This window comes from Aerococcus sp. UMB7834 (assembly GCF_030215145.1).
Lineage (GTDB): Bacteria > Bacillota > Bacilli > Lactobacillales > Aerococcaceae > Aerococcus.
In genome coordinates this window covers 49,240-61,787 of sequence record NZ_JASOLI010000007.1, presented here as the reverse complement: position 1 = coordinate 61,787, position 12,548 = coordinate 49,240, and the positions used below count along the sequence as shown (strand labels likewise).

Sequence of the window (12,548 nt, the reverse complement as noted above, 5' to 3'; positions counted from 1 at the left end):
CCATCTTTAACCAACATAGCGCATATAAAGCAAGGGATAAGGCCTGCCCACCTCATCCTGCTCGGTTCGCCGGTAACAGCGAAAGCCCATATGCTGGTAGAAGGCCACCGCTTGGGGATTCTGCTCATTAACGGTGAGCTGGCGAAGCCCATAAGCAGTCAAACCTTCTTCAAGCAAGGCCCTGCCGAGTCCCAGCCCCCAAGCATTCGGATGGAGAAAAAGCATCTCCAAGTTCTCCCCATCGATCCCCATAAAGCCAACAAGTTCACCCGCCGCTGACCAGGCCAAGACGAGCTGGGCTACCCCCATCAAAGCCCCAGGGACCTCTGCTTTAATGGCCTGGATAGCCTCTTCCGAAAGAAAATCATGGCTGGCTCGGATCGACGCCTCCCAGATTCCCAGCAGGTCCGCTAGATAGTCTTCACGCTTAGTCACTTCACGGATTTGAAAGTGTCTGGCCATACTTAGGCCTCATCTTCCCGCGTTAAGCGCTCAATAATCGCCGCATGGTCTGGGTACTGATCTAGCAAGTCCTGGCGGCTAAAGAGTTCAAAATCATCATACTCAAATCCCGGTGCACAGAGGCAGCTGACCAGGGCATAGCCTTCCTCTACTGTAGAGCCGAAGATGGTTCCCTGGGGCACCACATAGGATAGGTGTTGGCCCTGTTCCGGATCCAAACCCAGGTCCACCGTCTCATAGCGGCCATCAGGGTGGATCATATGCACGGTCAGCGGCTGGCCGGCATGGTAGTACCAAATCTCATCACAAGTTAAGCGATGGAAGTGGGAGGGATTATCCGCTTCCAGCACGAAATAAATACTCGTATAGAGGGCACGCTCACCCTCCCGCACCCGTTCTGAGCTCTTGACCACTTGCCGGTAATAGCCCCCTTCCACATGGGGCTCTAAGTTCAGGGCTTTGGCCCATTCAGCACTTGTCTTCATTCAATAAACCTCCTTTGCCTCCAGTTTACCATTTTCCTCCTTAGGCGCCTACTCCTTTCGACCAAGCTGACCTTAGTGGCGTTCGCGGTGGGCAAAGTATCGGCTAGACAAAAGTAGGGCCAGGCCTAAGAAGAGACTGCCGAAAACTAGGGCGACTAAGCCGTTAAAAGAGGTCGCTTCAAGGCCATTCTGGAAGTCAGCCATGGCACAGCTCACATAGTAGCCACTGTAGCAATAAGGGTAAAGCATCCATAAGCTGGTATTGGCAAAAAGAATACTGGGAATAACCAGGAATAAATTCAGAGCCAGGGATAAGAAAGGCTGGCTAATCACAATAGTAAACAGCCAAATACAGGCCAGGCAAGGCAACATAGTGAGAAAGATTCCCAGGCACTTGCTGGCCAGGTAGGCTAAGGGCACCGCCTGGTCAATCTCTGCCCAGTGTGTGGCTAGAAGGCCCGCCACTATAAAAACAAAGAGGAAGAAGAGGATTTCTAGTCCTAAGAAAGTGACCAGAACGATAAATTTAGCCAGGTTCACTTGGCCTATTTTCACCGGCAGACTGAGCAGCTTGACTAAGGCACGATCCTTCGTTTCCAAGCGCTTGAGCATTAAGGCAACAACAATCATGGTGAAGGGCAGGAGGTAGTAGGCATACAAGAGGCAGGATTGGATAAACATAGCGCCCCAGGCCCCCTTATATTCCGGGGTAAAATAAGCCGAAATCGAATGCACACCGCTTAGGATAATCAGTAAGGGGGCAATCAAGATCAAAGGTAAGATATGGGTGCGGCGCAGCTTAAGGCTTTCAACTTTTAGGACCGTTAACATATGGATAGACTCCTTTCTTATTCATAATGGCGGCTGTGGGCAAGATAGACGCCCCAGATAATGTAAAACAGGGCCGATAAGACCGCCAAGCCGACCATCCCCTCTGACAAAGTGAAGGTCATCCTGGCAGAAGGCTGGAACATCAAGACAAAGGGATGGATAAGAACCACTGGCTGGTTGAAGTTGGCAAGGGCGAGTCCAGTGAGGAGGCCAACTAAGCCAACCCCCAGCGAGGTCCACAGGTTCTGACAGCGAGAGGCTACAAGAACCATCCCTGTCAGGACCGGCAAGGACGAGAGAAAGGCCAGGCCAAATGCTAAGCCAACTAAGGCCAGCCGATCAGCCGTGAAGCCTAATTGCCCTGCCATCAAGCTCGCCATGGCGGCAAATTCGGTGAGAAGACTGAGTCCGTACAGCATAATTAAGAGGCATAACTTGGCCAGGTACATCCGAGCCAGAGAATAGGGCAAGAAGTAGAGGTGCTTGATAGCCTGGCCGCGGTGTTCGAGGTCATAGCTTAGGCTTGCCGCGATGACCAGGGCCAGCATATTCAGCAGAGTCAGTACACCATAGAGTTGGACCGGGAGGACTTGGATGGGGTCACCAGGCAAGTTCAAGAGCTGGTCGCGCCGCAAGAAATATGTCAGACCAAGCAGCCCAGCTCCCAGGAGACCAGTCAACAGTAGACCCGGTACAATCCCGGTCCGCTTCAGCTTCTTCCCCTCAATCAGCAAGGCTTTTAACATGAGAGCTCCCTCCTTGTCCGTGATTATCGGCTATAATCTTCTCTAGGAAGAGGTCTTCTAAAGACTCCTGGCCACCTGCTTGGGCCATCAAGTCATCCAGTGAGCCTTCGTAGAGCTGGCGGCCCCGGTTCATGATGCAGAGGTGGTCTACCAGCTGCTCCATTTCTGACAAGAGATGGGAAGAGATCAAGACCGTACAGCCATAGCGTTGCGGGAGGGAGAGGATGAGTTGGCGGATCTCATGGATGCCCGCCGGATCGAGACCATTGGTGGGTTCATCCAGGATTAAGAGCGGGGGTTGTCCAATCAAGGCCGAGGCAATCCCCAAGCGCTGCTTCATCCCTAGCGAATAGTGGCGGACAAGTCGGTCAGCATAGGGCAGTAAGTCCACCAGGTCCAAGGCTTGGTCCACAGCTTCTGGGCCCAGGTCCAAGATGCGCCGAATCAGGTCCAAATTCTCCCGTCCACTGAGGTTAGCATAGTAGGATGGCGCCTCAATCAAGGCCCCAACCTTGCGCAGAATAGCTTGACGGTCCTCAGGGAAGCTCAGTCCGTCAATCTGGCAAGTGCCAGAAGATGGGGCCGTCAGCCCCAAAAGCATCTTCATCGCGGTCGACTTGCCTGCCCCATTCGGCCCCAGCAAGCCATAGATCGAGGCCCGTCTCACATGGAGAGAGACCTCGTCGACAGCGATAAAATCCTTATAAACTTTACTTAAGTGGTGACTTTCGATGATGTAGTCAGTCATTGTGATCATCCTTTCTTCCTGACTTGCCCCTAGCATAGCAAAGCAAGCTGACAGCTCCCTGGCCCCAAACTGACATTTCCCTGACATTTTCCAAGAAGCATTGCTTCCCCTTTTTTTCCTGCCTATAATAGCCTTAAGGAGGAAGTGCCGATGACTAGCCATTATTTAAAAGAAAAAAAGATCCTCTTAGTCGATGATGAGAGGGACTTATTGGAGATGACCGCAGACTTTCTGAGGCAAGGGGGCTACCAGGAAATCTATACCGCCCAATCGGCTGAGGAAGCCCTGGGCCTAGTAAAGGAAACGCCACCCGACCTCGCCATCCTGGACATCATGTTGCCAGACATGAATGGCTTTGACCTGATGCAGCGCCTGCGAGAAAAGCAGAACTACCCCATCCTCTTCCTCTCTGCCCGGGGTGAAGCGGAGGACCGCTTGCGGGGCTATGACCTGGGTGCGGATGATTATGTGGTCAAGCCCTTCCTGGCCAAGGAACTCCTCTATAAGATTACCGCCATCCTCAGGCGAGCCTATCCCAAGGCTGAAAGCCGCTTTGACCTCCTGGACTGCCAGGTTGACCTCGAAGCAGCTGAAGTCATCCGGGGCGAGGAAAGAGTCCGCCTGACCGCCAAGGAAGTGGCTCTCTTGCGCGTGCTCTACCGCAATGAGGGAAAGATTGTCACCATCGATAATCTCTGCCTAGCCATCTGGGGGGACAATCCTTTTGGCTATGAAGAAGCCCTGATGACCCATGTCCGTCGGGTCCGTAAGAAGATTGAAGCAGACCCCTCCCATCCCCAATGCCTGGTCACCGCTAAGGGCCTAGGCTACAAGCTGCTCACGAAAGGACAGTCCTAATGGAAGCATGGCACAAGGCTCTCAGCCGCTACATCCGCATTGTACTTACTAGCGCAGCTATACTCCTCATCGTTAACCTCCTCGCCTTCGCCTTCCTGGCCAGCCCCTACCAAAAAGACGGCTCACCCTGGCAGGTGGCTGACCAGGTCGCCCAAGAAATCAAGGCAGACCAAGGCCGCTACCAAATCAGTCCCAACGGTGCCCGGCGGCTCAAGGAAGAAGGGGCCTGGGCCTTCTTCTTGGCCAAGGATTCCCCTAAGATTCTCTGGCAGTCAGAAAATACCCCCATCAACCTGGGCCAGCAAGTCACGACCGCTGATATTGCCTCCTTCAACAGCGGTTACCTGGCTGACTATCCCACCTTTACCGGGACGTCTGACCAGGGCCTCCTAGTCGTCGCCTACCCCAAGCAGAGCTACTGGAAGCTCCAGCACCCCAGCTGGCCCTATCAGTTTATTGCCCAAGCCCCTAAATTTATCTTCCTGGTCCTGGCTATCGACTTCGCCCTCCTGCTGGCCATCTATTTCTTCACTAACCGTCGCCTACTGCGTGCACTTGGCCCCCTAGCTGAAGCCATCCAAGCCCTGCCTAATAAGCAAAGGTTGGACCTCAAACTAGCTGGCCCCTTCGCTCCAATCGCCCAAAAAATTAACCAAGCCTCCAGCCTCCTCCAGTCCCAGCGAGCTGAACTTAAGAAGAAGGACCAAGCTCGGAGCCAGTGGATCTCAAGCATCTCCCACGATATCCGCACCCCCTTGAGCATGGTCATGGGCTATGCCGACCAAGTCTTAAACAGCCCACACTTAGGGCCTAGCGACCAAAAGAAGATCAAAGCCATCTTCATCCAGGGACAAAAAATCAAAGACCTAGTGGAAGACCTCAACCTCTCCTCACGCCTGGACTACCAGATGCAGCCCCTCAAGCTAGAAGAAGTCAACTTACTTGCCCTCTGCCGGCAAGTCGTCGCCGACTTCCTCAATAGCTTAGACGAAGACCGCTACACCATCGACTTCTCCTACCAAGGCTCAGGAAAGCCCAGCCTGCTTGTAGCCGACAAGAACCTCATCCAGAGGGCTTTAACCAACCTCATCAGCAACGCCATCCGCCACAATCCTCAGGGCTGCCGGATTCAAGTTGCCTTCCAAGACCTTAACGATGAGATAACTATTAGCGTCTCCGACAACGGCCAAGGCCTGTCTCCAGCAGAAATTCAAAGCCTCCAAGATGATCTCACTCAGGCAAACAAGGACCAAGAAGCCTTCCAGGGCCAGCACGGACTCGGCCTGCGCATCGTCCGCCAGATCATGGACAACCACCATGGCGATTTCCAAGTCCAAGCCCTCTCCCCCCAAGGCTTCCAAGCCCGTATCAGCTTCTCCCGAAGCCAGTAGAAAAGATATAAATGTTCTCATTTTGAGGTCGATAGCTAGATAATTAAAGTACCAGTTTTTTAAGCTAGCAGTGAGCAGTAGTGGAGCTTTGAATTCGATCGTTAGCCATGAATAAGCAAGCGATGTGAATTACGTCTAGTAGGCGCCAGCCGTACTGGACGTTTGAAGCTCGCTAGGCGAGAGACCTTGGCTCGAGCCGGTGCCATGGCTCTTTAACGATCGAATTCAAAAGCGAAACGAATGCTCAGTCTCTCCTTGCGCTATGTTATATTGAAAAAGCCTTTCGACTAGCCAGGTAAGTGCTAATCGAAAGGCTTTTTAATTTTAAATAAGGTCTAAAACAATCCATGATAGCGCTGGTTAGTCCAGATAATCCGCCCCAGGCCCAGGACAAAGCCCAGGCCAAAGACCAACCAGGACCATAAGGATTGGGTCAGGAGAAGGCCCAGGCCGGTTAAGGCGACCGCAAGTCCGATGAGCCCTAGTCCCTGGCCCATCCCCCGGGCAAAGTTTGTCCGATCTTTGCCGGTCAGGCGGCCCAGCTGGTAGCCATTGAGCAAATCCAAGCGCTCCTTATCGGCGATTTGCTTGGCCTGCCAGCAGATCACGAGACCACAGACGACCATAAGTAAGGCCATGAAAATCGCAATTCCTGCCATCCGTCCGCTCCTTTCTTTGATTAGTTAGTGCAATCGGTAGAGTTCAAAGTGGCGGTTCCGCCCCAGCCAGATATTCTCACTGAAACCGAACTTGTCATAGAGAGCCTTAAGAACTTCGGGATGTTGGTTAAGGACATCGCGGTGGATCAATAACGTTACTTCATCCTCAACCGGGCCACGAGCCATCTGCTGGATCTTCTCCCTATAATCCCCCTGGCGCGCCTCGATCGGATAGATGGCTGGGAATTGGATAAGCTCCTCCGTATGCCAAACAATGCGTTGGGGTTCACTGGCCTGAGGAATAACAATGACTGGTGACTGATTATTCGCTTTCACGATGTGCATAAAGTCAACAGATTCGGGATATAAATAATCCACTTCATATTCCCGGTGTCCCATATAGGTCAAGCCCCCTAAGAAGCAGACAAGCAAGGCCAGCTTGGCCCAATCAAAATCTGGGATCGGCGCCAAAACTTGCTGGTAGAGAAGGCCTGCACAGGCAATGATTAGGGGATAAAAGGCGAAGATATAGCGGGCTGAAGGATAAGGGGAAACCAAGGCAATTAAGGCCACCCCTAAGACGGTAGGCAGAGCGAGCAGAAGAAAGCTGTCCAAGGCTTTTCGCTGCCAGCATAAGACAAGGAAAGCCAGGATAGCGAAAGCTAAGAGAGCTTTGCCGTAACCGGCTAAGAGCTGGTCCATGATTAAGTCATAGAAGGCCCTCAACTGATCGACTTGTTGGGTTCCAAACAAATTGCCCACCACTTCATTCCCCCGACCGCTATTGAGGAGGTGATCGATAGTACTTGGGAAGATGGCGATGCAAGCCAGCACGCTCAGGGCTTGTCCTAGGGCAAATCGACTCGCCGCCTTGACTTCTTTTTGTAAGCAGAGGAGAACAAAGAGGACTGCAGTCAGGATTCCCGCAAAGATATAGTAATAATACTGGGTCAGGCCTCCGAAGAGGGTGGTCGCCATGGCCGCGAGCAGGAACTTCCGACTAGGTGTTTTCAGATACTTGTAAGCGACATAGGCGAAGACAACTTGGATCAGAGCCAGCAAGAGATACATGCGGATATAGACAAAGGAGCTCAACCCACCCAGACTCAGCCCGTAGAAAGTCGCAAAGGCTAGGGCCAGCCAGCGATTCGCCAAGAGCTCGCGCAAAAAGAAATAGAGCACGAGCAAAATTAAGGCATAGACGACCAAGTTGAGTCCCAAACCGAGCCACTTAGAGAAGCTTCCTGGGAAGAAAGAAGACACCGTATGGAGGACCATATAATAAAAAGGCGGGTGGACATCCTGGGTCTGCTTATAATAAACCGACCCGTAGCTAAAGCGATCCTCTTTCGAAGTGGTGAGATAGTCCGCATAATAATCTGGGCTCAGCCACTGGTTATAATCATCCGGAAAGGGCTTATAGTAGGAATTGGCCAAGCCATAGGAATAATATTCATCCACATGGTAGCCTAATTTGTCTTGCCCTGTCCGAAAGGCCACCAGTAAGCAGATAGCCAGGGCTAGAATCCCGATTAGCTTAAAGGCTAGCGAATTTTTTGAATCGGTCACTTTACACGCTCCCATCATTTATTTTTTACTTAGCTATTATAACAAATTTTCTATGTCCCTAATCAAATTGTGTCGGTGAGCATTCATTACCTTTTAAATTTGATCGTAAAGAGCCAGAATCTATCGTCTAGCAAGCTTCAAGTTAAAGTGTGACAAAGGTCATTAAGCAATGATAAGATAAGGATAAATTATTCCCAGCTGATTGAAAGAGCCAAACTGACTTTTTAGCTCATCAAATAAGCTAAGCTCATTCCTGCTATAGATGACTAGTTCTGTTAGTGAATGAGAAAATTTTGTTTCAAAATACTCTAATCCCACGTAAAGGAGACTTCCTATGCGTATCTTAATTATTGAAGATGATCATTTGATTGCTCAACTGCTTGAAGACCACTTGCGCAAGTGGCAATATGATGTGACCTGTGTTCAAGATTTCACCCGCATCCTTGAGCATGTTGACACCTTCGATCCCCATCTTATCCTCCTCGATGTGAATCTCCCCATCTATAATGGCTATTATTGGTGCCAGGAAATCCGTCGCCAATCTCAACTTCCCATTATTTTTATCTCATCACGTACTGAAGCCATGGACATGGTCATGGCCATGCAGATGGGCGGTGATGACTTCATCAGCAAACCGCTTGAACTCTCTGTCCTCGTTGCTAAGATCCAGGCTCTCTTACGTCGAAGCTATGATTTCTCAGTACCTGCTAATGAATTGACCTATCATGACGTGAAACTCCACTTGGATACAAGCCAGCTGACTTACGGAAATCAAGACATTGATCTCACCAAGACGGAACTTCTTATCCTACAAACCCTATTCAAAGCGCAAGGTGCCCTAGTCAGTCGCGAAGCCCTAATGGATGCCTGCTGGCTAGACGAAGCTTATATCGATGATAATACCCTGGCGGTCAACATTTCCAGACTCCGGAAGAAATTAGCTCGCATTAATCTCCGCGAATTCATCCTCACTAAGAAAGGTTTAGGTTATGCGCTTTTCTTAGATAGTGAAGAAGAGGGAGGGGCAATCAATGAATAGCTTCTTTAAATCTATCCGCCTCGAGCTGTTTTGGGTCATCAGCTCACTTTTAATCTTAATGCTCATCTTCTTCCTCGCCGACATCAATCCTGCGGTCTCCAGGCTCGCCCTCTCCTGGCTAGTCTTCTTGTCTGGACTCTATTTCATCCTAACTTTCCTGTCTTTTAGGAGAAAACAAAAGATAGAAGATGAGCTAATCTCGACCAAAGAAGAACTTTACCAGCTCAAGTCAGATACCATCGCCAGACAAAAGGATATCGATGACTATTTCATCCACTGGGTCCACCAAGTGAAGACGCCTTTGTCCGCTCTCCAACTTATGACGGATAGTTCGGCCCCCATCAGTAAGGCCGATCTCAAAGAGCAAAGTTTAGCGATTGAAGGCTATACCCAGGCTGCGCTGGCTTATCTCAAACTTAGCCATCCTGATACCGACCTCGTCATTGCACCAGTCAAATTGGACGATATCATAAAGCCTCTGCTCAAACGCTATCGCTGGTCCTTTATTCATAACCACACCCAGCTTAACTACCAAGCGATTGATGACCAGCTTATCACGGATGCCAACTGGACCCAAGTCATGATAGACCAACTTTTAAATAATGCCCTTAAATATGCTAAAGGCCAAAGCATCACTATCTCCTACAAGGCAACAGATAAAAGTCTGACGATTGCTGATACTGGTATTGGCATCCATGAGAGTGATATTGCCAAGATCTTTGATAAGGGCTACTCTGGTTTTAATGGGCGGCTTAACCAGCAATCCAGTGGTCTTGGCCTCTACTTAGTTGGTAAGATCAGTCGACGGCTTAATCAACCGATCACTGTCAAATCTGATCCTGGCTCAGGTAGTCAATTCACGATTCATTTCCCTTCCCATCTTACAAAACTGTAAGTTTAGCGGGCTCCTTTGTAAGTTTAGATAAAGGCTGGCCCGCTTTTTGTGCGCTAAAATAAAATTAATCCAAAGCTTATAAAACAGGAAAGGACTTGATAATATGTTACTTAATGTTCAACATATTCAAAAAACTTATGGCAAGGGGCCAAACCAGGTCATTGCCCTTAAAGATGTTAACTTCACGGTAGAAGCGGGCGAGTTCATTGCCATTATGGGTGAATCAGGTTCAGGTAAGTCAACGCTCCTCAATATCATTGCAACCCTCGATCAACCTAGTGCTGGCCAAGTCAGCTTAAATGGGAAAAAGTTAGCGGATATTTCTAGCCAAGACACTGCTAAGTTCCGTCGCGAACAATTGGGCTTCGTCTTCCAAGACTTCAACGTCTTAAATACCTTTAACAACCAAGACAACATTCTTCTTCCCCTAGTCCTTTCAGGTTGTAAGGTCGATGACATGAAGTGAAAACTCGAAAACGTAGCCAGGCTTCTGGGCATTGACTCCTTACTTAAACACTTTCCTTACGAGATCTCTGGGGGCCAGCGCCAACGTGTTGCGATTGCTCGTGCCATCATCACCGATCCAGACCTTGTTCTCGCTGATGAACCAACAGGCGCCCTCGACTCTAAAACAGCGGACCAAATGATGCGCCTCTTCCAAAGCATTAACCAGGAAGGCAATACCATCTTGATGGTTACCCACTCTATTCGGGCAGCTTCAGCCGCTAAGCGCGTTCTTTTTATTCGGGATGGGATTGTCTTTCATGAGATATATCGCGGGCAAGCAAGCTCTCTTGAATTTCAAGAACAGATAGCTAATAGCCTAGCTCTCTTAAATCGGAAGGAGCAATACTAATGAACCAACGTCTATCCTGGCGGTTGGCCTTCCGAAACCTCAAGGCTTATCACCGCTTAAACCTTCCTTATATTTTTTCTGTTTCTCTAATGTTCGCCCTTGAATATGTTGTGCTTTCGCTCATCTCTAATGATTATGTCCGTGAACGACACGCTATCCTACCTACTATCATGGGAAATGGTGCCATTATTGGGGGCTTTTTCACAATTCTCTTTGTCATCTATGCCGATAACTTCTACCAAAAGCAGCGTAAACAAGAGCTCGGTATCTACAATATCCTTGGCCTTGAAAAGAAGCATATTCGGCGTATTATCGTTAATGAACAAATGATCAAATTTCTTATCATTACGGCTTTGTCTCTCCTAGCAGGCCAACTCTTGGGCGCTCTAATCTTCCTTGCCCTCAACAAAATTATGGGCCAAGTCGGTGTCCCCCTTATGGCTTATTCTTTTTCTGCTATAAGTGCAGCCATCATCGTGGGGATCCATCTCGCCATTCAAGTCTTCCTTTACCTTAAGCTCCGCTTCCAACTCTGGCGCTATAATCCTATCCACTGGCTCCACCAAGAAAAGGCAGGCGAGCGTGAACCCCGAGGAAACCTTCTTTTTGGCCTGGTTGGATTGGCTATGGTGATAGCAGGTTATCTCACAGCCAACCAAAATGTCCAAGTCATCAATGCCATCCCCCTTCTCTTCGCTGCCGTTATCCTTGTTATTATAGGTACCTATCTCATCTTCAGAGCCTTGATCATCCGCCTTCTTCTCGCTCTTAAACGCAGGCCCAACTATTACTACCAACCCACCCATTTCTTAACTTTATCTGGTATGCTCTACCGAATGCGAGCCAACGCCATCAGCCTAGCTAGCATTGCTATCCTAAGTACTGGCGTCATCCTAGTTCTTGGTTTAACGACTAGCCTCTTTGCTAGCATGCTTAGCCAGCCCAAACAAATCATAGAGACAGACTACCGCATCTCGACCCAAAGCCCTGACCTCAATAGCGATCAAGATGCGGTCGAACTTCTAAACCAAGGCCTTCAGTTAGCGGACCAAGAGCTCGAATTGACAGAGCACTTCTATCACCAGTCCTTCTCTAGCTTTGCCAGCCTAGAGGACCAGCGCTTAAGTCCAATTGAACCGAACACTCTACCTCAGAATGGACAAGTGGGTGTCTATCTCTTGGTGGAGCCCCTCTCAGACTATCGTAGACGTACAGGAGAAAGGGTTGAACTTAAAGCTGACGAAATTCTCCTCTCTGCCAATCGACCTAATATTCAAATTAAAGATAAAGTGGTTTTAAATACAAAGTCCTATGACATCCAGGGGCCAGTTAAGCATACCCTTGGCTATAATATTGGAGTGGAAGCTATTTCCATTGTTGTCCCTGACTCTGAAAGCTTCGAATCTGTCCGCCAGGCTTTTCCAACGGTCAACGATCCACAAACCAAACAAGTCTACCCAGCCCCTATTCGTTACGCTGTTTACTTCAACGGAGAAGATGATGGAGAAGCTTTGACGAAGCAGGCTGAAGACTTTGCAAACTTAGGGCTCGAATTTGAATCCCGGCAAGAAATTCAAGATAGTCTTTTTGAAATTAACGGCGGCCTCCTCTTCTTAGGGATCGTAACAAGCCTTATCCTCATCCTAGGAACCGGACTCATGCTCTACTACAAGCAAATTTCTGAAGGACTAGACGATCGTAAGAATTTCCAAATTATGAAGCGTGTTGGCCTAGAAGACCAGCTTATCAAGCGTACCATTCGCTCCCAAATCCTCTGGGTCTTCATTCTGCCCCTTGCTGTAGCCATCCTCCACACCCTAGCTGCCTCCAAACTTGTCTTCAATAATCTCTTGAGAATGATTCAAACTGTTCATACAGTGACTATTGTCTTGAGCGTAGTCGGTGTCATTGTGGGCTTCTCTATCTGCTACTTAATCTATTATTGGTTTACATCCCGCATCTACTACCAACTCATCAATGAAAGAGACAAAGCGCTCTAGTAAAATAGC

General features: G+C 49.3%; 12 protein-coding genes and 1 pseudogene. 6 read left to right on the top strand and 7 right to left on the bottom strand.

Features of this window, described 5'->3' with window-relative positions:
* Nucleotides 1–6: 6 nt before the first annotated feature.
* From QP339_RS06955 to QP339_RS06935, 5 genes are all read right to left on the bottom strand, one after another.
* Nucleotides 7–462, bottom strand: a complete 456-nt coding sequence (locus tag QP339_RS06955; RefSeq protein ID WP_070619086.1) for a GNAT family N-acetyltransferase — start codon at nt 460–462, stop codon at nt 7–9.
* A 2-nt stretch (nt 463–464) separates the two neighbouring features.
* Nucleotides 465–947, bottom strand: a complete 483-nt coding sequence (locus tag QP339_RS06950) for a cupin domain-containing protein (RefSeq protein WP_284910935.1) — start codon at nt 945–947, stop codon at nt 465–467.
* Between the two features lie 72 nt (nt 948–1,019).
* Nucleotides 1,020–1,778 carry an ABC transporter permease gene (locus QP339_RS06945; protein WP_284910934.1) on the bottom strand — a complete coding sequence of 253 codons (759 nt, stop codon included), beginning with the start codon at nt 1,776–1,778 and terminating at the stop codon, nt 1,020–1,022.
* A 17-nt stretch (nt 1,779–1,795) separates the two neighbouring features.
* The gene (locus QP339_RS06940) at nt 1,796–2,524 is read right to left on the bottom strand and encodes an ABC transporter permease (RefSeq protein ID WP_284910933.1); all 729 of its coding nucleotides are present in this window, start codon (nt 2,522–2,524) and stop codon (nt 1,796–1,798) included.
* Nucleotides 2,502–3,272 (bottom strand): ABC transporter ATP-binding protein, encoded by a 771-nt coding sequence (locus QP339_RS06935; protein WP_284910932.1) that lies wholly within the window; start codon nt 3,270–3,272, stop codon nt 2,502–2,504. The genes QP339_RS06940 and QP339_RS06935 overlap by 23 nt, the downstream gene beginning before the upstream one ends.
* Nucleotides 3,273–3,422: 150 nt before the next feature.
* Between QP339_RS06935 and QP339_RS06930 the strand changes: the two genes are divergently transcribed.
* Together QP339_RS06930 and QP339_RS06925 are read left to right on the top strand one after the other, a co-directional pair.
* Entirely contained in the window at nt 3,423–4,130 is a 708-nt protein-coding gene (locus QP339_RS06930; RefSeq protein WP_284910931.1) for a response regulator transcription factor, read from the top strand.
* Complete coding sequence (locus tag QP339_RS06925; RefSeq protein WP_284910930.1) at nt 4,130–5,521, top strand: sensor histidine kinase; 1,392 nt, start codon at nt 4,130–4,132, stop codon at nt 5,519–5,521. The genes QP339_RS06930 and QP339_RS06925 overlap by 1 nt, the downstream gene beginning before the upstream one ends.
* Nucleotides 5,522–5,856: 335 nt before the next feature.
* On the opposite strand, the gene QP339_RS06920 is transcribed toward QP339_RS06925, so the two are convergent.
* Together QP339_RS06920 and QP339_RS06915 are read right to left on the bottom strand one after the other, a co-directional pair.
* Nucleotides 5,857–6,180: a hypothetical protein gene (locus QP339_RS06920; RefSeq protein ID WP_284910929.1), complete on the bottom strand. Its 324-nt coding sequence runs from the start codon at nt 6,178–6,180 to the stop codon at nt 5,857–5,859.
* A 24-nt stretch (nt 6,181–6,204) separates the two neighbouring features.
* Complete coding sequence (locus QP339_RS06915) at nt 6,205–7,749, bottom strand: glycosyltransferase family protein (RefSeq protein ID WP_284910928.1); 1,545 nt, start codon at nt 7,747–7,749, stop codon at nt 6,205–6,207.
* Between the two features lie 334 nt (nt 7,750–8,083).
* Between QP339_RS06915 and QP339_RS06910 the strand changes: the two genes are divergently transcribed.
* From QP339_RS06910 to QP339_RS06895, 4 genes and pseudogenes are all read left to right on the top strand, one after another.
* Nucleotides 8,084–8,788, top strand: coding sequence for a response regulator transcription factor (locus QP339_RS06910; RefSeq protein WP_284910927.1), 705 nt, complete (start codon nt 8,084–8,086; stop codon nt 8,786–8,788).
* A complete protein-coding gene (locus QP339_RS06905) occupies nt 8,781–9,683 on the top strand; it encodes a sensor histidine kinase (RefSeq protein WP_284910926.1) in 903 nt (300 codons plus the stop codon). Before QP339_RS06910 ends, QP339_RS06905 begins: the two co-directional genes overlap by 8 nt.
* Before the next feature lie 103 nt (nt 9,684–9,786).
* Nucleotides 9,787–10,539 (top strand): annotated as a pseudogene (locus QP339_RS06900) (ABC transporter ATP-binding protein).
* On the top strand, nt 10,539–12,539 hold the full coding sequence (locus QP339_RS06895) for an FtsX-like permease family protein (protein ID WP_284910925.1): 2,001 nt from the start codon (nt 10,539–10,541) through the stop codon (nt 12,537–12,539). Before QP339_RS06900 ends, QP339_RS06895 begins: the two are co-directional and overlap by 1 nt.
* Nucleotides 12,540–12,548 lie beyond the last annotated feature (9 nt).

Coding starts and splice junctions, on each gene's coding strand:
- QP339_RS06910 (WP_284910927.1), top strand. CDS start 8,084: ATGCGTATCTTAATTATTGAAGATGATCATTTGATTGCTCAACTGCTT.
- QP339_RS06935 (WP_284910932.1), bottom strand. CDS start 3,272: ATGACTGACTACATCATCGAAAGTCACCACTTAAGTAAAGTTTATAAG.
- QP339_RS06920 (WP_284910929.1), bottom strand. CDS start 6,180: ATGGCAGGAATTGCGATTTTCATGGCCTTACTTATGGTCGTCTGTGGT.
- QP339_RS06930 (WP_284910931.1), top strand. CDS start 3,423: ATGACTAGCCATTATTTAAAAGAAAAAAAGATCCTCTTAGTCGATGAT.
- QP339_RS06925 (WP_284910930.1), top strand. CDS start 4,130: ATGGAAGCATGGCACAAGGCTCTCAGCCGCTACATCCGCATTGTACTT.
- QP339_RS06955 (WP_070619086.1), bottom strand. CDS start 462: ATGGCCAGACACTTTCAAATCCGTGAAGTGACTAAGCGTGAAGACTAT.
- QP339_RS06940 (WP_284910933.1), bottom strand. CDS start 2,524: ATGTTAAAAGCCTTGCTGATTGAGGGGAAGAAGCTGAAGCGGACCGGG.
- QP339_RS06945 (WP_284910934.1), bottom strand. CDS start 1,778: ATGTTAACGGTCCTAAAAGTTGAAAGCCTTAAGCTGCGCCGCACCCAT.
- QP339_RS06905 (WP_284910926.1), top strand. CDS start 8,781: ATGAATAGCTTCTTTAAATCTATCCGCCTCGAGCTGTTTTGGGTCATC.
- QP339_RS06895 (WP_284910925.1), top strand. CDS start 10,539: ATGAACCAACGTCTATCCTGGCGGTTGGCCTTCCGAAACCTCAAGGCT.
- QP339_RS06950 (WP_284910935.1), bottom strand. CDS start 947: ATGAAGACAAGTGCTGAATGGGCCAAAGCCCTGAACTTAGAGCCCCAT.